This is a genomic window from Novosphingobium indicum (assembly GCF_014645195.1).
Taxonomy (GTDB): Bacteria; Pseudomonadota; Alphaproteobacteria; order Sphingomonadales; family Sphingomonadaceae; genus Novosphingobium; species Novosphingobium indicum.
The window spans coordinates 304,993-326,886 of sequence record NZ_BMLK01000002.1 but is presented as its reverse complement, the minus strand read 5'-3'; the positions used below and the strand labels follow the sequence as shown (position 1 = coordinate 326,886).

Sequence of the window (21,894 nt, the reverse complement as noted above, 5' to 3'; positions counted from 1 at the left end):
GTCGCGCCAGAAACGCTCGATCGGATAGTCGCGCAAGTAGCCGTAGCCGCCGAACATCTGCAGCGCACGATCGACCACCGAAGAACCGGTGTCGCTCGCCATCATCTTGGCCATGGCGGCAAAACGCGTCTTGTCGGGCGCCTTGTTGGTCACCTTGTCCGCCGCGATATAGAGCAGTGCGCGCGCGGCTTCGAGCTCGGCCGCCATTTCCGCAAGGCGGAACTGGGTATTCTGGAACTCAGCGATCGGCTGATCGAACTGCTTGCGGTCCTTCACGTACTGGATCGCCTCGTCGAGGCAGCGCTGCGCACCGCCCAGCGAGCAGGCACCGATGTTGAGACGGCCGCCGTCGAGACCGGCCATCGCGAACTTGAAGCCGTCGCCTTCGGCACCGACGCGGTTCTCGACCGGAACGCGGCAATCCTCGAAGATCACCTGCGCGGTAGGCGAGCTGTTCCAGCCAAGCTTTTTCTCCGGCGCACCGAAGCTCAGGCCGGGCGTGTCCTTTTCCACCACGAAGCAGGAAATCCCGCGCGACTTGTGGTCGCCGGTACGCGCCATGACGACATAGACGTCGTTGTAGCCGCCGCCCGAGATGAACTGCTTGGTGCCGTTCAGAACGTAGTGATCGCCATCCAGCCTGGCACTGGTCTTGAGCGCTGCCGCGTCCGAACCGGAGCCGGGCTCGGTCAGGCAGTACGAACCGATCTTCTCCATCGTGCACAGATCGGGGAGATACCGGTCCTTGAGCTGCTGGTCGCCGAAGGAATCGATCATCCACGCGACCATGTTGTGGATCGAGATGTAGGCGCTGGTGGCCGGGCAGCCATAGCTCATGGCTTCCATGATCAACGCCGCGTCCAGGCGACCGAGGCCGATGCCTCCACTCTCCTCGGAAACGTAGATTGCGCCGAAGCCCAGCTCGCCGGCGGCCTTCCACACGTCGACCGGGTAATGGGACTTCTCGTCCCACTCGGCCGCGAAAGGCGTGATCATGTCGGCGGTGAACTTGCGCGCGGTCTCCTGGATCGCGATCTGGTCCTCGGTCAGCCCGAACTGTTCGGTCATCTCAGCCCCTGTTCCTGTTGATGTCTGCCTCTCATGGGCACTTGGTGTAAGTAAGCGCGTCCGGAGCGGCATTGGGGCCGGTATCCTGACGCACGAGTGTTTCGCCGCCGTCGGGCGTGGAGAGCGCGACGGCCATGATCCAGTCGTCACCTTCGCCGGAGAATTCGAACGAAGCCGAGATCATATTGTCGTCGCGCGCCTTGATCATGCCGAGCTTGGCCACGGATTCGTAGAATTCGAGCTTCTCTGCATCGACCACGAGCAATCCCTTGGCATCGCCCCGGTCACTGGTGCAGTCGGCCTCGACAAGGCCCCAGCGTCCGCGCAAGGCTTCGGGAATGGTGTTTTCGGCGACGGCACTGGCGTCGGCCGCTTCACTGGTCGCCGCCGGCTCGGGCGCCTCGTTACCGCCGGAACAGGCGGAAAGCGTAAGGGCAAGCGCGGCGGTGGCAATGAGTGGGAAGTTCTTCATCGGGTGCTCTCCTTTGCGGATCCGGAATGGACCCCGAACGCGTCGGGGCCCCTTCCGGTTTCCGCAAAAGCGTCAGCCGACCAGTTCGATGATGTCCTTGCCGAACAGATCTTCATCGGAAGGCAGAACCTTGTGTTCGGGCAGCGGCTTGGAGACCCAGGTCTCGTTGATGAGATCGCGCCAGGTGACGTTGTTATTGGTGGCGTTGCCGCCCCACGAACCACAGCCCAGCGAGAAGGTCTGGCGCATGCCGTTCCACAGGTTGCCCGAGTTCGAGGCCGACTGCGGCTGGTTGACCATCACGCGGCTGGTTTTGGTGTGCATGGCCAGCTTCATGATGTTCTCGTCGGACTGCGAATAGATACCGCAGGAGTGGCCCTGGCCCTGGTAGGCCTGGATCGCATTGGTCAGCTCGATCGCCTCGTCGAGATCCTTGGCACGGTAGAGCGCCATGGTGACGGTCATCTTCTCGCCTGAGAATGGGTGCTCCTTGCCGGTGCCGGTTTCGGGAACGATGAAGAAATTGGTACCTTCCGGGATGGTGAAGCCGGCATAATCGGCAATGAACTGCGGCGACTGGGCAACGACCTTGGCATTGATGTGCTCACCGTCTTCCCAGATGGCGTTCTGCAGCTTGGTCTTGTCCTCGCCCTCGATGATAAAGCCGCCCTTTTCCTGCAGCTTGGCCAGCATCTTGTCGTAGATCGCGTCGAGCAGGATCACGGCGTTGTCCGACGAGCACGAAGCCGCATAGTCGAGCGTCTTGGACAACAGGATCTTGGCTGCCGCGTCATCGAGATCGGCGGTGTCGTCCACGGTGATTACGGCGTTACCCACGCCCACGCCAAGCGCCGGAGTGCCCGACGAATAGGCAGCCTTGACCATCGGCGTGCCGCCGGTGGCGAGGATGCGATCGCACTGCTTCATCACTTCGTTGGTCTTCTCAACCGAGGGTTGCTCGATCGGGATCACGAGGTCGGCCGGGGCGCCCATCTTGACCAGCGCATCGCGCATCAGGTTGCAGATCTTGGCGTTGACGAACTTGGCGCGCGGGTGCGGGCAGATAATGATCGAGTTGCGGCCCTTAACGGCGCTGATCGCCTTGATGACCGGGGTCGCCTCGGGGTTGGTCGAAGGCGACAGGGCACCGATCACGCCCACCGGCTTGGCAATCTTCACGAGGTTGCGCTCGCGGTCTTCTTCGATCACGCCCACCGACTTGTCGTTGATGATGTCCATCAGCGTGGCACGGGTCTTTACCGAGATCTTCTTGAACTTGCCCTCATAGTTGCCAAGCTGCGTTTCCTCGACCGTCTCACGCGCGATTTCCTCGTCCATGCCCGGCTTGCAGACGGCATAGACCATGCCCTTGATCCAGGTATCGACCTGCTCCTGGGTCGCGTTCTCGATCTGCTGCTGCGCCGCGCGCGAGCGGGCAACCAGTTCCGCGACTTCAGCGGCAACGGGGGTTTCTGCTACGAGTTCAGCGGTGGCCATGTCATTCTTCCCTTGGCTTTCAGCGCGCCCCGGCGTGCCGGGCTGCGGCGGTCACATGATTTTTCGGTCGACCGTCTCTGACGCAACGGGCAATCCGATACATCCCGTCCACTGCACTTTTGGCGGCTCGATGGCAAGCGATTTAAGCGCGCGATTAAATTGCCTCCACCTGCAATTATGAGCAGGTGATAGCCACGAATTCGCAAGCATTTGAAGATCACGATTTCATGACTCCCCTTGCCCCGGAGCCATGAAGAAGGCAGGAATTGCCGTGATATCGCGACAGCGTGGCAATTCAGATATGCAGCAGATATTTCGCTATTGTGAATTTTTCGCTATGCGCTGCGAGCAATCGACGTAGCCATGGCTTGAGCCACAGAGAACGGAGACCCAGATACGTGAGTGAGACAACCATAGATCCCGCCGATTTCCGCAAGGTCCTCGGCAGTTATCCCACCGGCGTCTGCGTGATCACTGCGCTCGACGAAGGCAAGCCGGCGGGTATGGTGGTCGGCACATTCACGTCCGTGTCGCTCGATCCGCCGCTTGTCGGCTTCTTTCCCGACAAGTCCTCGTCGTCGTGGCCGCTGATCGAAAAGGCGGGACACTTCTGCGTCAACGTGATGGGCAGCGACCAGCAGGACGTATGCCGCTCCGTTTCCGCCAAGGGGGAAGCCAAGTTCGTGGGCGTCGAATACGCGTTGTCGGATCACAACCTGCCGATCATCGCCAACTCGATCGCCTCGATCGAATGCGAACTCTATTCCGTCACCGAAGCGGGCGATCACTGGTTCGTGCTCGGCCGGGTCCTGCGCATGGAAACCGTGCGCGAGGACGATCCCATGCTGTTCCACCTCGGCCGGTACGGCGGGTTCGCCGAACGCATGTAACGCGCCACCCGATCAACATCGCCTAGGCGGCTTGACTTCAAGGCGAGCGATACTGTTCAGGTGTTCAACATCTGATGCATTCACTTCGGGAGAGAGCTTCCATATGACACGTTCCCTTAACGGCCGCGTAGCGGTGATCACCGGCGCCGGCTCGGGCATGGGCCGATCGATGGCCCTGCGTCTCGCAGAAGACGACGCCAAGATTGCCATCTGGGACATCAACGGCGCGGGTGCGGAGGAAACTGCACAAATGGTGCGCGATGCCGGCGGCACCGCCCTCGCCATCGAAGCCGACTGCTCCGACAAGGCCGCGATCAAGGCCGCCGCGGACAAGACCCGCGCGGAACTCGGCAAGATCGCCATTCTTGTGAACAATGCCGGCATCGCACCGTTCACGCCGTTCCTGGATATCACCGAGGAACTGCTGGAGCGCGTCCTGCGCGTCAATCTGATGGGTCCGTTCTTCGTCACCCAGGAATGCGTGCCCGACATGATCGAGGCCAAGTGGGGCCGCATCATCAACATCACGTCCTCGTCGGTCCAGTCCGGCTCGGCCTTCCAGACCCACTACACGAGCTCGAAGGGCGGCCTGCTGGCCTTCACCAAGTGCCTCGCCATGGCCCTGGGCGAGCACGGCATCACGGCCAACATGATCCCGCCGGGCTCGATCGACACCCCGATGCTGCGCAGCGCCGAAATCATGCAGAAACCTGGCGCGATCGAAGCTTATGGCAAGGCGCTTCCGGTCGGCCGCATCGGCACCGGCGAAGACATCGCTGCCGCCGCGGCCTTCCTCGCCTCTGAAGAAGCGGGCTACATGACCGGCCAGACCATTAGCGTGAACGGCGGCCGCTACATGGGTTCCGCCTGAACCCTGCACACCAGACGAGGCGCCCCCTTGAAGCATTCAGGAGCAGCGCTACCAAGGGGCGGTCATGACCGCCCCTTTTCGTATCGACCTCGAAAGCGCCGTCCTCGTCGGCGAGCGCCGCGACGGCACGGGCATCCCGCTTGTTCTTGCCCACGGTTTCGGTGGATCGCGGCATGACTGGCAACCGCTCATCGCCGCCCTGCCCGACGACTTGCCGCTGATCACTTACGACCAGCGCGGCTTCGGCGATTCGACCGGCGAGCCCGGCGTGCCGTTTTCACATACCGAGGACCTGCTCGCGCTGATCGACCGGCTGGGCCTCGCGCAGATCGACCTTTGCGGCATGTCGCAAGGCGGTGCGATGGCTCTCAACTTCGCTCTCAGCCATCCGGAGCGCGCGCGCCGGCTCGTACTCGTGAGCCCGGGCATGGTCGGATGGTCCTGGTCGGAAGACTGGGTCGACAAGTGGAAACAGGTCGGACGGCTCGCCCGCAGCGGCGACATGGACGCCGCGCGAAACCTGTGGTGGCAGCACCCCTTTTTCGAGACGACCCGCAATAGCAGCGCGGCCGCTCTCCTGCGCGCCTCGATCGATGCCTTTCACGGCCAGCAATGGATCAAGGACGACCAGCGGCGCGAGTTGCCCGATGTCGACCGGCTGACGGAACTCGCTACGCCTACCCTGCTCCTCAGCGGCGCGCAGGACGTGGCCGACTTCCGCCTGATCGCGGAACTGATCGAAGGCGCCGGACAGAATGTGACCCGCATCGACCATGCCGATGCGGGTCATATGCTCATTCTCGAGATCCCCCGCACCATCGCCGGGGAAATCGCCCAGTTCGTCAGTACTTGAAGCTCAGCTCCAGTCCGTAAGTACGCGGCTCGCCCACGGCGGCAGCGTTGTGGCCCAGCGCAGCGGCAAGCGTCATACCGCCGACGAAGTAGGCCTTGTCGGTCAGGTTCTTGGCAAACAGGGCCGCGGAGAAGTCCGAACCGCCGATGTTGTTCCAGTCGAGACGGGCATGAACCAGCGCGTAGCCCGGCAGGCGCGTGCCCGGCGCAATCGAGGCTGCAGCATTCGAGAAATACTGCGCCGACTGCCCATAGACTTCACCGCGCAGCGAGACGTCACCCATGTTGTCACCCACCGGCATGGTGATCTGCGCATAGGCGGTACCCGAGAACTTCGGCGTGTCGCCCACCGGCCCATAGGCATAAGGCGTGCCGAAGAGCTGGATGTTGCCGTCGGTAAACTTGGCATTGGTGTACGCCATCGATCCGCCGATCTCGAGCCACTGCGCCGGGCGAACGTTGCCCTGCGCCTCGAAGCCCCAGATGCGGCTGGAGGGCACGTTCGCCGTCACCGCGATCGAGGCGAGACCGCCCGGCCCGTCCGGATCGGGAAACTCGACGCGCTGCACGTCCTGAATCCACTGGACGAACACTGCACTCGCGAAATTGGCAGGGCGTCCAAAGACATACCCGGCATACTTCACACCGCCTTCGATATCCTGCGTGTGTTCGGAATCGAACAGGTTACCGCCGAAGGTGGCCGTCGCATTGACCGGCGGGGCCGCCCCGTTGAAGCCGCCCGAACGGAAGCTGCCGCGCGTCTTGAGGTAGGCGAACCATTCCGGTGTAACCTTGTATTCCAGCCCGACTTCCCATGAGGGATCGGAGAACGTCTTCTTCTGGTCGGGGGCACCGAAGGTATAGGTCGCCGCCGGAAGCTGCGCGATGGAAACGCGCTCACGCGTCCAGCGCAAGCCGCCCGTCAGCTTCAGGTCGGGAACGACTTCATAGGACAACTGACCATAGACCGCGTCGGTCTTGTTGCGGATGCGGAAGTTGTTGGTGACGTAGCTCGGCGGAGAAACCGGGGAGACGTCGAAATAGGTCTGCGGCCACAGCGTATCACTGCGCTGACGCTGCATGTAATAGCCGAAAATGTATTCCAGCTTGCCGTCCATGGCATCGCCCAGGACCTGCAGTTCCTCGGACACCGAGCGAACCTTGAGCTGGTTGCCGTATTCACCCGAAGCGGCATTGGCCGTGAGGATGGTCACAAAGGGCGCACCTAGCTGCGGCTGTTCGGATCGGGTCTTCGAATTCGAATAGCCGAAGATGTTGCGCAGGGTCGCGCCGCCGCCCAGTTCGATCTCGGTGGTGTTGCTGACGAACCAGTCCTTGCCATGGTGGCTTGCCCCGCCGGGATGGCGAGTCTTGTAAGGCCCGATGCGGCGCTGTTCGTTGACGTAGTCGATCAGGCCGGGCGCATAGGCGTCGGGATGAGCGGCAAGATAGGCATCCCAGAGGCCCGGCGTCCCGAAGGCGGCATCGAGACCGGGGCCGAACAGCAGCCCTGCGCTGCAGGTGAGCGCAAAACCGTTGTTGGTGTCGCCGCACGAATAGACGCTGTAGGTATAGGATGCGCCGGTATTGGTGCCGCCGGTCTTGGTGTACTGCACCATCGTTGTGTTCTGAATGCCGTCGCTGGGCTTGATCGTCAGCGTCACACGGCCGCTGTCGCGCTTCACGTTACCCAAGCGCTCATCGTTGAGCAGATTGCGGATGTAGCCGTCCTTTCGGATCGTATCGAAAGCCGCGCGCAGCATGACGGTATCGTCGACCAGCGGTACATTCAGCATGCCTTCGACTTCATGCATGTCGTAGTTACCGATACGACCGCGCAAATTTGCCTTGAACTCGTTGACCGGCTTGGCCGAGTTGTAGAGCACCGCGCCGCCTGTGGCGTTGCGACCGAACAGCGTACCCTGCGGCCCCTTCAGGACCTGCACGTTTTCGAGGTCGTAAAACGAAGACGCGCCGTTGATCGTCAGCGGCACTTCGTTGAGGTAGGCGATCACAGCGGAGGGCGAGCCCGAGAAAGTATCGGCTGTCTGCCCGCGGATCGAGTAAGTCAGCGAGTTGTTGCCCTGGGTCTGGCGAATTGTCAGGCCCGGCGCGACCGTCTGCAGGTCGGAATCGGTACGGACCCCGCGCTGCACCAGATCATCGCTGCTCAGCGCGGTAATCGCTGCCGGCACGGTTGAGAGCGTTTCGTCGCGGCGTCGTGCGGTGACGATAATCTCGCCCCCTGAAACGCCTTCGCTTCCCGCGTCCTGGGCATGAACGACACCCGGTGCCGACAGGCAGGTTCCGGCGGCAAGCGCGACCACGATCATCTTCCTCATGGATTCACCTCCTCTATTGGCGCGCTCTTGCGGCGCGTCCCCCTTTTTGATGCACAAATTTGCCCCGTTACCGGAGTCTGGAAATTCTCAGCTTGCAGCCATCGCGGCCGCGCGGGCGTCCATGATGTCCTGCAGGTGGTTGACCGGATCGCCGACCGTGACGCCGCCTTCCACCGGCAGCACTGCGCCCGTCATGTGACGCGACTTGTCGCTGGCCATGAACAGCGCGACATGGGCCACATCCTCGGGCTCGCCGCGCCGCTTGATGAGCTGGTTGGACAGGTAGACGGCATTGACGCCCTCCTCAATCCGCGCAGCCAGATCGCTGTCCGCGCCCTTCTCGCCGAACGAGGACAACTCGGTGCGGACATGGCCGGGAACGATGCAGTTCACGCGGATGCCGTGCTGCGCCAGATCGATCGCGGACGACTTGCTGAACTGGATGAGCGCAGCCTTGGATGCGCGGTAGGTCATCATCGCCATCCCGGCGAGCGTGCCGGCGATGGACGAGGTATTGAGGATCACACCACCCTTCCCGCTCTTCGCCATGACGCGCGCGGCATTGCGGGTACCGAGCATGGGGCCCAGCACGTTCACCCGCATCACCCGGTCGAAATCGTCGAGCTTGTCGTCGAGGAAGCTGGGATAGGCGCCGCAGGAAATGCCGGCGTTGTTGAACATCACGTCCAACCCGCCGAACCGCTCGACAGCAAGGTCGACCACGGCTTGCATATCCGTCTCGCTGCTCACGTCGGTGTGCTTGAACACCGCCACATCGCCCAGCTTGGCGGCCAGCGCCTCGCCCGGTTCGTCCTGCACGTCGGCAATGACGACCTTCGCGCCTTCGGCGACGAACAGCTCTACCGTCGCCTTGCCGATGCCGCTGGCGCCACCGGTGATGATGGCGACCTTGCCCGCCAGTTCCTTTGCCACGTTTATCTCTCCCGACCCATATAACTGGCCTCAGCGGGCCTCGAACGTGATCGGCAGCGATTCGATCGTGTGCGTTGCCACTGTCGGCGTATAGGTGATTTCGCTTTCGGGGATCGCCAGCTTCAGGTTCTTCATCTGCTTGACGATTTCGCGCGCGGCGACCTTCACTTCCATGCGGGCCAGCGCGAGGCCGATGCAGCGGTGCGGACCGCCACCGAAGGCGACATGACGCCCGATGTTCTTGCGCTCGATGTCGAACTTGCGCGGTTCCGGGAAGACCGTTTCGTCATCGTTGCCCGAGCCATAGACCAGCAGCATGTGCGCATGCGCCGGGATCGTCGTGCCATTCACGGTCACTTCGCGCGTGGTCATGCGCGAAAGTGCGCGTACCGGCGGCTCGTTGCGGAGGTGCTCTTCGATGAAGCGGTTGAGCTGGCGGTCATCGTCGATCACGCTTTCCAGCAGCTCGGCAATACCCGGCCGGGTTGTCAGCACGTAGAAGAGGTTGCCGATGGCAGTTGCCGTGGTGTCGTTACCGGCGATCAGGGTCGCACGGACCAGCGAAACGGCCTCCTCGAACGTCAGTTTTTCCTTGCTGCCATCCTCGTTCGTCACTTCGGCGTGAACGAGGTCGGAAATCATGTCCTCGGTCGGATTAGCTTCCTTTTCCTTCATCTTGGCGATGAGGTAGTTTTGCAGATCGGCAATCTGCTGCGCGTTCTCCAGCATCGTCTCGCGGGTCTGCATGGCGCCGATCTGTGCCGTCACGGCGACCGACCAGCGCGAAATCTTTTCTTCCATACCTTGATCGAGGCCGAGCTGCTCGACGATGACGCGGATCGTGAGCGGAATGGCGATGTCCTTGACGGCATCGCACTTGCCTTCACCCTTCGCGACGACTTCCTCGATGAGATCGTGCACGACGGCGGTGATGCGCGGCTCAAGCTCCTTCACGCGGTGTGCGGTGAAGGCGTTCTCCATGAGCTTGCGGATGCGCGTGTGGTACGGCGGGTCCGACATGATCGCGTCGGGAAAATAGCCGCCGCCATGCTCGCGCAGATAGCCTTCGAACTCCTCGCGCATGCCGCGCGCCTGCTGTTCGGAATAGCCGTGCTTCACCGAGAAGGTGACCGGATCGGACTGCACGGCCGAGATATCCTCGTGGCGCGTGACCAGCCAGGACCCCAGCTTCTCGTCGAAGTGGATCGGATCGCCGTGACGCATCGCGCGGTAGAAATCGCGCGGATGCGCCTGGATCTCGGTGTCGGCGAGCGTGCCTTCCTTAAGCAGCTTGGCCTCTTCGGGCGAAAGCTCAAGCCGTTCGGAAATGCGCTCCTCGGTGGTTTGCGTAGCCATGGTGCCGTCCTGTCATCCTGCTCTTGAATCGCGCCGCGATTTCTGGCGGGCACGAATTCCGGTGTCTTGCCGCTCCATATGGACGCGACACTGCCGTGCCGCCATGCCCGCCTTCGAAGCCACGCTTGCCCTCACCTGCAAAGGCTGCCGCCCGACCACTGGCCCAAGCGGCAGAAAGCGGATCGAATGGGAGCCCGCTCAGTAGGAGGAAGCCGGGGCGACCGTGACATCGATCCCGTCGAGTTCAGGCGACATCTTGATCTGGCAACCGAGGCGCGAATTGTCCTGCATGACGTCTGCGACCATATCGAGCATGGCGAATTCGATTTCGTCCGGCTCACCGACTTTCTCGAACCAGTCCTTGCTCACATAGACATGGCAGGTCGCGCAGGCACAGCCACCGCCGCAATCACCCATGATTCCGGCGACACCGTGCTGCTTGGCGAGTTCCATCAGGCTGATGCCTTCCTCGACATCGTCGAAGGTCTGCGTCTCAGCGTTGACGTCGGTCATGGTGACTTTCAGGTTGCCCATCGCTTGCAATTTCCTCTCGATCCTGCGGCCGCAAAAAAGCGCCGCGACATGCGTACAATTGCCGTTTCCCATGCCTTAGGCCACAACCTTTTGCAAAGAACCTCCCGCGCTCCGCCACTTGACTGGTGATGAAGGAGGCCCGGGCACGCGCCGTCAGGGGAAACCGGTTCTGCATGGCCAGTCATTTGCCGAAACGCCCCCTCAAACTAGGTTGCCAACGCTGAATTTCGGCAATGGACCGCCCGCACGGTCCACCGGGCTAATGGGAGAAGAAAACGTGGGACGGACGCTGATCCAGAACGCCACGATATTCACGGCAACCGGCGCAGAGCCCTTCAAGGGCGATCTCGTGATCGAAGGCAACCGCATCGTATCGGTCGGTTCCGGCGAGAATGCCCAAACGGCCGATGAAGTGATCGACGCCAGCGGCATGTTCTGCATGCCCGGCATGACCGAGGGGCACACGCACCTTTCGTTCGAAAATGTCTGTGCTACCGAAGACCTGATCACCCCCAGCCCCGAAACGCAGGTGTTCACGGCCGCGCGCGGCGCCAAGGCGCTGATCGAGGCGGGTTTCACCAGTGCCTACGGCGCCTCGGAAGCCAAGCTCAAGCTGGCCGTAGCCGTGCGTGAGGAAGTCAACGCCGGGCGCCTCCCCGGCCCGCGCATCCGGGCCGGTGGTCTCGAGATCAGCGTCACCGGCGCGATGGGTGATGAGAGCACCGCGCACAATCCGCGCATCGGCCCCTCCACCATCGTCGATGGCGTGGAGGAAATGCGCAAGGCAGTGCGACTGCATTGCCGCGAGGGGATCGACAACGTGAAGCTCGATGTCTCGGGCGACCCGTTCTATCCGAACACGCCCGGTCACACGACGCCGATGACCTTCGATGAAATCCGCGTCGCGGCCGAAACCGCCCATGCCTATGGCCGCAAGATCAACGCTCACACGCGCTCGATCGACGGCACCAAGTACTGTGTGCGTGCCGGGGTCGACGGGCTGTTCCACACCGAATATTCGGACGAGGAACTGCTCGACATAATGGAAGAGGCGAAGGACCGCATCTTCGTCGTACCCACCGTCGGCCTCTTCGCGCAGATCATGGGCGGCGAAGCGAGCGGGCATGGGCTTTCGCCCGAAGTCGGCGGCTACATGAACATCCCCGACCTGCTCGAGAACTCGATCAAAACGCATATCGAACTGCGCAAGCGCGGCATCCGTCACCTGATCGGGGGCGACTACGGCTTCGGCTGGAGCCCGCAGGGCACGCAGGGCCGCGACCTGAAGTTCTTTGTTGATTTCTACGGCTATTCGCCCGCCGACGCGCTGATCTGCGCCACGGCCAATGGCGGCCTCGCGATGGGGTACAATGGCGAACTCGGCACGCTCGAAGCCGGCAAGCTTGCAGACCTCATCCTCGTCGACGGCGATCCGCTGGGCGACATCTCCGTCCTTTCGGGGCCGGAGAAGATCGCGCTCGTCATGAAGGACGGCGCCATCCAGAAGATCATCCCCGCCCTCGCAACCAAACAGCACGCCCCCGCTCTGGAAGCGGCGGAATAAGCACCCAGCAGGAGTTGCATAAGATGAATGTCGAAACCGGCATGTTGAAGCCCGGCGAAGCGCGGCATCCGGCCGAGTCCACGCAGGAGATCATTGCGCAGGACAACGTGAAGGCCCCCGAATGGGCTGCCAGCGAGCATTACGAATACCTCGGCAGCGAGGATATCTCGAAGGACCGCTACATCGATCCCGAATTCGCCAAGGGCGAGTTCGAGAAGATGTGGACGCGCACCTGGCAGATGGCCTGCCGCGAGGACCACATTCCCGAAGCCGGCGACTACTACGTCTACGACATCGGGCAGTACTCGTTCATCGTCACGCGCTGCGAAAACGGCGACATCCGCGCCCACTTCAACGCGTGCCTCCATCGCGGCACCAAGCTCAAGCCCTCGGGCACGGCGGGTTTTGCCAACGACCTCAAGTGCCCCTTCCACGGCTGGACCTGGAACCTCGACGGTTCGATGAAGGAACTGCCCGAAAAGTGGGACTTCTCGCATACCGAAAAGCGCAACATGTGCCTGCCCGAAGCGCGCGTGGAGCGTCTGGGCGGCTTCGTGTGGGTCAACATGGATCCCGAAGCGCCGAGCCTGGAAGAGTACTTCGGCCCGGAAGCCATGGCCCACTTCAACGCCTGGAAGCTGGAAAACCGCTACATCTACCTGCATGTCCAGAAGAGCTATCCGGCGAACTGGAAGCTGACCATGGAAGCCTTCATGGAGGCCTATCACGTCGGTGACACCCATCCGCAGGTCCAGCCCGCCAACGGCGACGTCAATTCGCAGTACGACGTCTATGGCGACCACGTGAACCGCTTCATCTCGACGCTCGGCGTTGTCAGCCCAAAGCTGCGTGACAAGTATTCCGAAGCCGACATCATCGAGAACTTCACGCTGGGTGACAGCTCCTCGCTGGGCGGCACCAAGCCGGAGTTCAAGGAAGGCGACCGCGCCCGGCAGATCATGGCCGACATGTTCCGCCAGATGTTCGAGACGGCGACCAACACCGATCTCAGCCACGTATCCGACACCGAACTGCTCGACACCTACAGCTATACGTTCTTCCCGAACCTGTTCCTGTTCCCGGGCATTTCGCTGCCGATGATCTACCGCTTCCGCCCCGACCCCAAGGATCACCGCCGCACGATCTATGAAGTGATGTTCATGCGGCCCAAGCCCAAGGACGGCAGCTACGTGGAAACGGCCGAGGTGCAGATCTTGGAAGACCACCAGTCCTTCGCAGAAGCGGAGGGCATGGACCCGGGCTTCGGCGTAATTCTCGATCAGGACACGGACAACCTCTACGCGCAGCAGGAAGGCCTCGAAGCCAGCGCCAAGGATGGCCTGACCCTGGCCGACTATCAGGAAATCCGTATCCGCCACTTCGAGAACACCATCGACAAGTACATGGCGATGGAACCCAAGCGGCCGAACATGAAAGCTCTGCAGCGCACGTGACGTTCTCGCTCAAGGGTAAAACAGTGCTGGTCGCCGGTGCCTCTTCGGGCATCGGCGCCGGCTTTTCTCGGGCCATCGCAAAAGCCGGCGGGCGCGTCGTCCTCGGGGCGCGGCGGCTTGAACGCACGCAGGCGCTCGCGTCCGAAATCGAGAGCGAAGGAAGCGAAGCCCTCGGCGTATCGCTCGACGTGACCGACGAGGTTTCGGTGATCGCCGCTTTCGATGCGGCAGAGGCGCGCTTCGGAACGGTGCACGGTGTCGTTGCCAATGCCGGTATCGGCACGGGCGGTCACGCGACTGATGTTGCTGCCGACGGCGTGTCGGGCGTACTCGATACCAATCTGCTCGGCAGCTATCTGGTCTCGCGCGAGTGCGCCAAGCGCCTGATCGCCTCCGGCAGCCGCGAGCGCGGCGACGGACGCGTCGTCCTGATCGGTTCGATTACGGCGCAGCAGAACGGCACCGGAGACGCGATGTACGCGGCGACCAAGGCAGGGCTGGCCCACCTCGGCCGTCAACTTGCGCGCGAGTGGATACGCCAGGGCATCAACGTCAACACGCTCCAGCCCGGCTGGATTCCCACCGAGATCAACGCCGAATGGTTTTCCAGTGAGCACGGCCAGCAGGACATCCAGCGTCTCCATCGCCGCCGCCTGCTTGACGAAGATTCGCTGGACGCCATGCTGCTCTACCTGCTTTCCGACGCCTCCAAACAGGTGACCGGCGCAACCTTTACCATCGACGACGGACAATCGCTGTGACGCAGACACCGGGTGCCCTTGCCGGCCTGACCATCATCGAAATCGCAGAGCGCGTGAGCGGCGAATATTCCGCGAAGCTGCTGGCCGACCTTGGCGCCGAAGTCATCAAGGTCGAACGGCCCGGCGGTGCCCCCACGCGCGCCATGGGGCCTTTCAAGGGCGGCGAGAGCGCGCTGTTCGCCTATCTCAACACCAACAAGAAGTCGGTCGTGCTCGATCTCGACCAGCCCGAAGACCGCGCCACGCTCGACCGGCTGCTGTCGCGTGCGCACGCACTGATCGACGACCATGACGAAGCGTGGGGCGAAAGCCACGCCCTCTCCCAGAACGCGGTAGCTGCAGCCCACCCTGCCCTCGTCCACACCGTGGTCACCCCGTTCGGTCAGGGCGCACCGGCCGAATGGCAGAAGAGCCGCCCGGTCAACGTCATCAACGCCGGCGGCTGGGCCTATCACAGCCCCAGTGAAACCCCGCCGGACAAGCCACCACTCAAGGGCGCTGGCCGCTTCCTCTCGGACTACGAAGCCGGGATCGATGCGGCGATGTGCACGATGGCCTCGCTCCTGCGCCTGCGCCGCACCGGTGAAGGCCAGTTCATCGACGTTTCCGAGGTCGAGGTGCAGCTCAACCGCATCGATTGCGTGCTCGACCGCATGCTCGCCGGCGATGTCGATCCCAGCAATGAGCGCACGGCCTACGACATGGGCGGCCCGGGGACCTCGTTCGCCTGCGCGGACGGCCACGTTTTCCTGTTCATGACCACACGCCAGCATTGGAAGTCGCTGTGCGAACTGATGGGCAATCCTGCATGGGCACAGGATTTCCGCGAAGACTGGCTGGAGTTCGACTGCACCGCGCCCAATGTCTCGCAGTTCCGCAAGAACTTCGAAGGCTGGATTGCACTGCAGCAGAAGTTGCCGATCACCGAGGCGGCGCAGAAATCGGGCGTCGCCATGGTCCCGGTCAACACCGCTGCCGACTTGCCCAGGCACGAGCAGTTCATCCACCGAGAATTCTTCCAGAAGGCCGAACACCCTGCCTTCGGCGAAGTCGCCTATCCGGGCGCCTGCTATCGCATGAGCGCCACGCCGGTTCAGGTCCGCACGCCTGCCCCCGCGCTTGGTGCGGATCAGGAGGAGACCCGAAATGCCGCTTCCTGAGCACTGGAACCGCGATCGCGGCGGCCCGCTCAAGGGCGTGCGCGTCGTCGAGCTGACCAAGGTCTGGGCGGGCCCCTATGCGGGCAAGATGCTGGCCCATCTCGGCGCCGAAGTCATCAAGATCGAGTCGATGAGCAATCTCGACGAGATGCGCGCCTATGGCGGGGTGGACATCAATTCCGCGCCCTATTTCCTGTCGATAAATCAGGAGATCCTCTCGGTGCAGGTCAACATGAAGACCGACGAGGGACTCGCACTGGTCAAACGTATGATCGGTGAGGCCGATATCCTGATCGACAACATCCGCCCCGGCGCGATGGAACGCTCGGGCCTCGACTATGAGAACCTAAAGAAGATCAAGCCTGACCTGATCCAGTGCTCGATCAAGATGTGGGGCACCGACGGACCGCTTGGCTATCAGACCGGCTATGCCCCCTGCTTTGCCGCGCTTTCGGGCCTGACCGCGCTCGTCGGCCATGAAGACGAGACGCCCAAGGGCATGAACATCCGCTACGGCGATTCGACCGCCGGCGCCTGCGCCGCGCTGGCCTGCATTGCCGCCCTCCACCATCGCGAAAGCACCGGCGAAGGTCAGTTCATCGACCTCTCCGCGGTCGAGACCATGACCAGCCTCGTCGGCGACAGCCTTTTCGCATGGTCGGTTACCGGCGACGTCCCCGAGTCGGACGGCAACTTCCATCCGGAGATGTGTCCGCACGGTGCATACCCCTGCCAGGGCACTGACTGGACAAGTATCGCGGTAGCGAACGAGGAGGAATGGCAGGCGCTGTGCAAGGTGCTGGAGGCCCCTGCCCTCGCCGCCGATTGGCGCTTCGTCTCGCTCTCCGACCGGCTGGTAAACCGTCATGCACTCGATGCGGAAATCGGCGCGCTGACCCATGCGCATGACGCTGCAGACCTCTCCGAAAAGCTCAGGAATGCGGGCGTCCCCGCGTTCAAGTCGATGAGTTCGATTGACCTGTGCACCGATGGCTTCCTGTGGGCCCGCGAGGCCTATCGCATGGTCAGCGACAACCGGGCCGGCACGCGTCCGATCATCGGTCCCTCTTGGCGCATGGAGCCCGACCCCCCGGTCGTCGAACGCGGCGCACCACTCCTCGGCGAGCACAACGCCTACGTCTACCGCGAGCTTCTGGGCTTGCAGGAAGATGAAATGGACGATCTGATTGCGCGCAAGGTGATCGACTGAGGAAGAACGCTCCCGTCGACCACAACGATGGGAGAGATTGATGAAGCTCGGTTTCGCGATGCCGCACATGCTGCGGCTCAAGGCCACGATGCAGCCCTGGGAAGCACAGGTAACCGGTGCCGACCAGACCAAGCTGGCCAAGTGGGCGGAAAAGCTCGGTTACGAGATGATCGCCATTCCCGAGCATCACATCATTCCCCGTAAGCACGTGAAACTGTCGGGCCCGTTCTATTTCAACGCCTACACTGCCATGGCCTATACGGCCGGTGCGACCGAGAGCATTCGCGTCAATTCGTGCATCGCGATCCTGCCAGCGCAGAACCCCATCGTCACGGCCAAGGCGCTGTCGACGATGGACTGGCTCTCGTCCGGCCGCGTGACGATCACCTTTGCCGTCGGCTGGCTGGAAGAGGAATTCGCGCTGCTCGGCGTGCCCTTCCACGAACGCGGCGCGATGGCGGAGGAATACATCCAGGCCATCATCGAGCTGTGGACCAAGGACGAGCCCGAGTTCGAGGGCAAGTATGTCTCTTTCAAGGATGTCGCCTTCGAACCCAAGCCGGTGCAGAAGCCGCACCTGCCGGTCTGGTTCGGCGGCGATGCCGAGCCCGTGCTCAAGCGGATCGCCCGCTACGCGCAGGGTTGGTGGCCGTTCCTGACCAAGCCGGAGGATATCCCGGCCAAGATCGACTTCATCAAGTCGCAGCCCGACTATAATGGCCAGTTGGCCGACGTGTACTACGGCATGTCCACGAGCCGCGTGGGCAAGGGTCACAAGGTGATCGACGATCCCAACGCCCGTGCCGATCAGTCCAAGCAGGAAATCCTCGACCGTCTCGGCGAGATCAAGGATCTGGGCGTCACGTGGAGTTCGGTGCCGATCCCTGCGGTCGATTCGATCCAGGGCTATTACGACTACACCCAATGGGTGGCCGAAGAGATCATGCCGGCAATACGATAGACCGGCAGAACGACACATCGGGAGAGCGACATGGTGACCTTCGTTCTGGTTCATGGCGGAATGCATGGCGGCTGGTGCTACACGCGCCTCGCGGCCGTCCTGCGCGAGGCTGGGCACGAAGTGCACTGCCCGACCCTCAGCGGCCTGGGCGAGCGGCGCCACCTGCTCCACGAAGGCATCGACCTCAACACCCATATCGCGGACATCGTCAGCTACCTGTTTCACGAGGACCTGCATGACGTCTATCTGGCCGGGCATTCCTATGGCGGGATGGTGATCACCGGTGTGGCGGACAAGGCGCTCGACCGCGTGGGACACCTCGTTTTCCTCGATGCCTCTCATCCCAGGAACGGCGAGTCCCTGGTCGATGTCGCGCCCGGCATGATAGAGATGGCCGCCGGGTTCATGCGAACCGAAAACGGCGTCGACGTGGTGGAACTGCCTGACCCGGTCGCCATCGAGGCCTTCGGCCTGCCCGATCCGGAAGACTACGCCTGGGCGAAACCGCGCCTGGCCCCGCAGCCGTGGAAGTGCTTCACACAGAAGCTGCGGCTGGAACGCGAAGACGAGATGCGCCGCATTCCACGCACGAGCATCAACTGCACGCCGACGCTTTCCGTGCGGCCCGACGGCCTGAAACATCGCTGTTTTGAGGCGGACTACGTGTTCGAAGTCGACACCGGTCACGACCTCATGCTCACCGAGCCGCAATGTGTTGCCGAGATGCTGATCGAGGTCGTCGGCAAGAGCCAGACAGCCTAGACAACGCCCCCGCATTGCCCGGACCGCAGGCACGATCAATCATCGGATCCCACTTGACCTTTTTCACCGGTGGCCGGACTGTCGCCGCCAACGGGAGGGCAGGAGCGGCAGGCTTGAGGGACGGATAAGTCCAAGGCTTACCGGGCATCCTTTACCGCCCGCGGCGCAAGAATTTACCCGGAGCATGCGATGTCCAATCCACCACGCCCCAAGCCACGGCTGGACCAGGAGAACACCCCCTTCTGGACCGGCGGCGCGGAAGGTAAGCTCAACATCATCAAGTGCGGCGACTGCGGCCAGTACACGCACCCACCCAAAGTACTGTGCCGCCACTGCCAGTCCGAGAACATCGCCCCCGAGGCAGTGGCCGGAACCGGTGTCGTCGACACCTTCACCATCAACCACCAGCCCTGGGCCAAGGGTCTCGAAGTACCCTTCGTCATCGCCCGCGTCGCACTCGACGGTGTGCCTGGTGTCTACCTGACGACGAACATCGTCAATTGCCCGGTCGACGAGGTAAACTTTGGCGATCCGGTGCGCGTCACGTTCGAACAACAGGACGACATCTACTATCCCCTCTTCGAGAAGCATGTGCCGAGCCAGGCCGAGGGAGCGAACTGAGATGGCGAGCAAGGAAGCCTACATCACCGGCATCGGCCAGTCCGAAGTTGGCGTGCGCCTGCCGCGCCACCCGATGCTGCTCACCGTGGACGCGGTGAACGAGGCGCTTAACGATGCCGGCCTGACGCTGGACCAGATCGACGGTGTCTTCACGTTTCCCGGCAAGTCGCCCGGCTATCTGGCGTTCTCGCCGATCGGTGCCGACGACCTGATCGATACGCTGGGCATCGACGCCAAGTGGCACATGGGCGCCATCGAGCAGCCCGCCCAGCTTTCCGCCATCGGCATGGCCGCCATGGCGGTGAAGCAGGGCCTGTGCCGCCACGTCATCTGCTTCCGTACGGTCTACGAAGCCGGCGGCATGGCTAATCCCGAAGTCTACATGTCGGGCATGAAGCAGGCGACGGTTTCCGGTGCCTCGCAGTGGACCAGCCCGTTCTGGGCGACCTCGGCCGCGTGCTGGGTGGCACAGTATGCCTCGCGCCACATGCACAAGTATGGCCTGACCCGCGAGCAGCTGGCGCAGATCGCGCTCAACGGTTCGCGCAACGCCATGAAGAACCCGCGTGCCCGGGCGATCACCAAGGAAGAGCTGACCTTCGAGAAGTACATGTCGGCGCGTCTCATCTCGACGCCGCTGTGCCTCTATGACTGCGACCGCTTTTCCGACGCATCGACCGTCATCATCGTCTCGGCCGGCGACGCGCTGGACGAAGTGAAGTGCGAGCCGGTGCGCATTGCCTCCATGGCCGGTTCGGTCGATCGCTACTCGTGGGATCAGGTCGACTGGTTCGCCGCCTACGAAACCGGCGAGGACCTGTGGAAACACACCGATTACACCAAGGACGACGTCGACACCGCCCAGTTCTACGACGGCTTCGCTTTCCTGCCGCTGACGTGGCTCGAAGGGCTCGGCTTCTGCGAAAAGGGTGAAGGCGGAAAGTTCATCGAAGGCGGCACCCGCATCGCGCTCGACGGCGAATTGCCGCTAAACACCAACGGCGGCCAGCTCGGCGCAGGACGCCTGCACGGCTTCGGCTTTGCCCATGAGGCTGTGACCCAGCTTCGCGGGCTCGGCGGCGAACGCCAGATCCCGGGCGACCCGAAGGTCGCCGTCGCCACCTCGGGTGGTGGCCCCATGGCGGCAGCGCTGCTGCTGGCCAAGGACTGAGCTTTGCACCAGTTCCGGTCCCGTGGGCTCTCCTCCCGCGGGACCGGTCCCTTGCTCAGACCCTGTTACCTTTGGGAATCGCTGTTCAGGTCGCAGAAGATGCGAGCGTCGGCCCGTCGGTGACGTCGCGCTTGGCAGGCCGTTCCCGCTTGAGCCCGATCAGCGGCCGCAGCGGTCCGATTTCGCGCCCGACGAGGTAGAACAGCCAGGAACCGCCCGCGACCGACCCGCACAGGATCAGAAATTCCGGCAGCGCAGTCAGGCCCTTGTCGCGGATCCAGTAGCTCACGAAGACCATGATGGTCTGGTGCGCGATGTAGACGGGGAAGACCGCCTCCGCGAGCGTCGGGCGCCACTTGGAATCGTAGTTCCAGAACCGGTCGGCGATGCCGAACAGCGCAATCACCGTGCTCCAGCTCTGCACCGACTTCGAGAAGCAGAACGCCAGACGCCATTCCGGAGGCGTGCGGATGTTGCCGGGATAGAAATAGGCATCGCTGGCTGTCCAGGCGAAGCCGAGAACCGCCAGAAGCGCAGCCACCTTCCACTGGCGCGCGATTGCCTGCCGCAGCGGCTCGGACTGTCGCAGCAGGAAGCCAAACAGGAACATCGCGCCATAGTGAAGGTGCGCAGCCCTGTCGTTCAGGAAACTGTGCATGTCCGTCCAGCCATGCGGCAGGTATTCCCGGACCGAAAACACGAAGAGAACACCGAGCGGGAGAAGCGCCCAGCTTGCCAGGACTTTCTCGACACCGTTCCTGATACCGTCGCGCCAGGACTGCGGCAGCGCGGCGCGCACCGCGCACAGGATCGCGGTGTAGGCCAGCAGGTAGACCACGAACCACAAGTGCATGGTGCGCGGGACATATTCATACCGCACCTTCTGGAAGCTGAAGGCGTCGTGCAGCATGTAATAGATGTAGTCGTGCTGATAGCCCGAATTGACCAGCCCCATGTAGGGCTGCGGCGGCACGACCACGATCAGGCCGAAGATCAGCGGAATCCCGAGGCGCGCCAGACGGCTGCGGAAGAAGGCGCCGGTATTGCCGCGATCCTTGGCGAGCAGCGCCGAGCTGGCATATCCCGAGATCGCGAAGAGCAGCGACAGGCGCCAGGGGCTGAGGCCCAGCAGCGGAATTTCGGCCCAGCTGACCGGACCACGCGTCGGCGTCTGATAGCCCCACGGCGTGAAGTTGTAGCCCACATGGTAGAAGATCAGCAGGACGAATGCGCCAATGCGCAGCCAGTCCATACCATAGTGGCGTTGCGACGGTGCAGGCTTCATCGGGTTCCAGATACATGGGCCCAAGGGGCCTTGGCGTTAAACACGGTGCCTTAGGCGCGTTCCGCGCGCTCTGCAATTGCGCGGTTACGACGCCCCTGCGCCGCGTCTCCCGCTTCTCCGGCACAGACTT

20 protein-coding genes are annotated in these 21,894 nt (G+C 62.8%); 12 read left to right on the top strand and 8 right to left on the bottom strand.

Annotation, left to right across the window (positions count from 1 at the left end):
• The 3 genes from IEX64_RS03285 to IEX64_RS03275 form a co-directional block, all read right to left on the bottom strand.
• On the bottom strand, positions 1 to 1,068 hold a 1,068-nt coding region (locus IEX64_RS03285), incomplete at its 3' end, for an acyl-CoA dehydrogenase family protein (protein WP_188818204.1).
• A gap of 31 nt (positions 1,069 to 1,099) precedes the next feature.
• On the bottom strand, positions 1,100 to 1,540 hold the full coding sequence (locus IEX64_RS03280; protein WP_188818202.1) for a hypothetical protein: 441 nt from the start codon (positions 1,538 to 1,540) through the stop codon (positions 1,100 to 1,102).
• 72 nt (positions 1,541 to 1,612) lie between these two features.
• Positions 1,613 to 3,037, bottom strand: coding sequence for an aldehyde dehydrogenase family protein (locus IEX64_RS03275; RefSeq protein ID WP_188818200.1), 1,425 nt, complete (start codon positions 3,035 to 3,037; stop codon positions 1,613 to 1,615).
• 398 nt (positions 3,038 to 3,435) lie between these two features.
• Here IEX64_RS03275 and IEX64_RS03270 point away from each other — a divergent pair, with 398 nt between their 5' ends.
• From IEX64_RS03270 to IEX64_RS03260, 3 genes are all read left to right on the top strand, one after another.
• Positions 3,436 to 3,927 carry a flavin reductase family protein gene (locus tag IEX64_RS03270; protein WP_188818198.1) on the top strand — a complete coding sequence of 164 codons (492 nt, stop codon included), beginning with the start codon at positions 3,436 to 3,438 and terminating at the stop codon, positions 3,925 to 3,927.
• 103 nt (positions 3,928 to 4,030) lie between these two features.
• A complete protein-coding gene (locus tag IEX64_RS03265) occupies positions 4,031 to 4,798 on the top strand; it encodes an SDR family NAD(P)-dependent oxidoreductase (RefSeq protein WP_188818196.1) in 768 nt (255 codons plus the stop codon).
• Between the two features lie 64 nt (positions 4,799 to 4,862).
• Entirely contained in the window at positions 4,863 to 5,651 is a 789-nt protein-coding gene (locus IEX64_RS03260) for an alpha/beta fold hydrolase (RefSeq protein ID WP_188818194.1), read from the top strand.
• On the opposite strand, the gene IEX64_RS03255 is transcribed toward IEX64_RS03260, so the two are convergent.
• The 4 genes from IEX64_RS03255 to IEX64_RS03240 form a co-directional block, all read right to left on the bottom strand.
• Positions 5,641 to 7,992 carry a TonB-dependent receptor gene (locus tag IEX64_RS03255; protein WP_188818192.1) on the bottom strand — a complete coding sequence of 784 codons (2,352 nt, stop codon included), beginning with the start codon at positions 7,990 to 7,992 and terminating at the stop codon, positions 5,641 to 5,643. The two genes, IEX64_RS03260 and IEX64_RS03255, sit on opposite strands and share 11 nt — an antisense overlap.
• A gap of 87 nt (positions 7,993 to 8,079) precedes the next feature.
• Positions 8,080 to 8,925 carry a glucose 1-dehydrogenase gene (locus IEX64_RS03250; RefSeq protein WP_188818189.1) on the bottom strand — a complete coding sequence of 282 codons (846 nt, stop codon included), beginning with the start codon at positions 8,923 to 8,925 and terminating at the stop codon, positions 8,080 to 8,082.
• 30 nt (positions 8,926 to 8,955) lie between these two features.
• A complete protein-coding gene (locus tag IEX64_RS03245; protein ID WP_188818187.1) occupies positions 8,956 to 10,281 on the bottom strand; it encodes a cytochrome P450 in 1,326 nt (441 codons plus the stop codon).
• 198 nt (positions 10,282 to 10,479) lie between these two features.
• On the bottom strand, positions 10,480 to 10,815 hold the full coding sequence (locus IEX64_RS03240) for a 2Fe-2S iron-sulfur cluster-binding protein (RefSeq protein WP_188818185.1): 336 nt from the start codon (positions 10,813 to 10,815) through the stop codon (positions 10,480 to 10,482).
• Between the two features lie 277 nt (positions 10,816 to 11,092).
• On the opposite strand from IEX64_RS03240, the gene IEX64_RS03235 reads away from it, so the two are divergent.
• The 9 genes from IEX64_RS03235 (at position 11,093) to IEX64_RS03195 (ending at position 20,479) form a co-directional block, all read left to right on the top strand.
• Positions 11,093 to 12,379: a metal-dependent hydrolase family protein gene (locus IEX64_RS03235; protein WP_188818183.1), complete on the top strand. Its 1,287-nt coding sequence runs from the start codon at positions 11,093 to 11,095 to the stop codon at positions 12,377 to 12,379.
• A gap of 23 nt (positions 12,380 to 12,402) precedes the next feature.
• Complete coding sequence (locus IEX64_RS03230; protein ID WP_188818181.1) at positions 12,403 to 13,833, top strand: aromatic ring-hydroxylating oxygenase subunit alpha; 1,431 nt, start codon at positions 12,403 to 12,405, stop codon at positions 13,831 to 13,833.
• Positions 13,830 to 14,594: an SDR family NAD(P)-dependent oxidoreductase gene (locus tag IEX64_RS03225; RefSeq protein ID WP_188818179.1), complete on the top strand. Its 765-nt coding sequence runs from the start codon at positions 13,830 to 13,832 to the stop codon at positions 14,592 to 14,594. The genes IEX64_RS03230 and IEX64_RS03225 overlap by 4 nt, the downstream gene beginning before the upstream one ends.
• Positions 14,591 to 15,754 carry a CaiB/BaiF CoA transferase family protein gene (locus IEX64_RS03220; protein ID WP_188818177.1) on the top strand — a complete coding sequence of 388 codons (1,164 nt, stop codon included), beginning with the start codon at positions 14,591 to 14,593 and terminating at the stop codon, positions 15,752 to 15,754. The genes IEX64_RS03225 and IEX64_RS03220 overlap by 4 nt, the downstream gene beginning before the upstream one ends.
• A complete protein-coding gene (locus tag IEX64_RS03215; protein ID WP_188818175.1) occupies positions 15,741 to 16,964 on the top strand; it encodes a CaiB/BaiF CoA transferase family protein in 1,224 nt (407 codons plus the stop codon). The genes IEX64_RS03220 and IEX64_RS03215 overlap by 14 nt, the downstream gene beginning before the upstream one ends.
• Before the next feature lie 40 nt (positions 16,965 to 17,004).
• Positions 17,005 to 17,925 (top strand): TIGR03619 family F420-dependent LLM class oxidoreductase, encoded by a 921-nt coding sequence (locus IEX64_RS03210; RefSeq protein ID WP_188818173.1) that lies wholly within the window; start codon positions 17,005 to 17,007, stop codon positions 17,923 to 17,925.
• A 30-nt stretch (positions 17,926 to 17,955) separates the two neighbouring features.
• On the top strand, positions 17,956 to 18,687 hold the full coding sequence (locus tag IEX64_RS03205) for an alpha/beta fold hydrolase (protein ID WP_188818171.1): 732 nt from the start codon (positions 17,956 to 17,958) through the stop codon (positions 18,685 to 18,687).
• 189 nt (positions 18,688 to 18,876) lie between these two features.
• Positions 18,877 to 19,308, top strand: coding sequence for a Zn-ribbon domain-containing OB-fold protein (locus IEX64_RS03200; RefSeq protein ID WP_188818168.1), 432 nt, complete (start codon positions 18,877 to 18,879; stop codon positions 19,306 to 19,308).
• Position 19,309: 1 nt separating this feature from the next.
• Positions 19,310 to 20,479 (top strand): thiolase family protein, encoded by a 1,170-nt coding sequence (locus tag IEX64_RS03195; RefSeq protein ID WP_188818166.1) that lies wholly within the window; start codon positions 19,310 to 19,312, stop codon positions 20,477 to 20,479.
• An 85-nt stretch (positions 20,480 to 20,564) separates the two neighbouring features.
• Here IEX64_RS03195 and IEX64_RS03190 read toward each other — a convergent pair whose 3' ends face one another.
• Positions 20,565 to 21,764 (bottom strand): acyltransferase, encoded by a 1,200-nt coding sequence (locus tag IEX64_RS03190; protein ID WP_188818164.1) that lies wholly within the window; start codon positions 21,762 to 21,764, stop codon positions 20,565 to 20,567.
• Positions 21,765 to 21,894 lie beyond the last annotated feature (130 nt).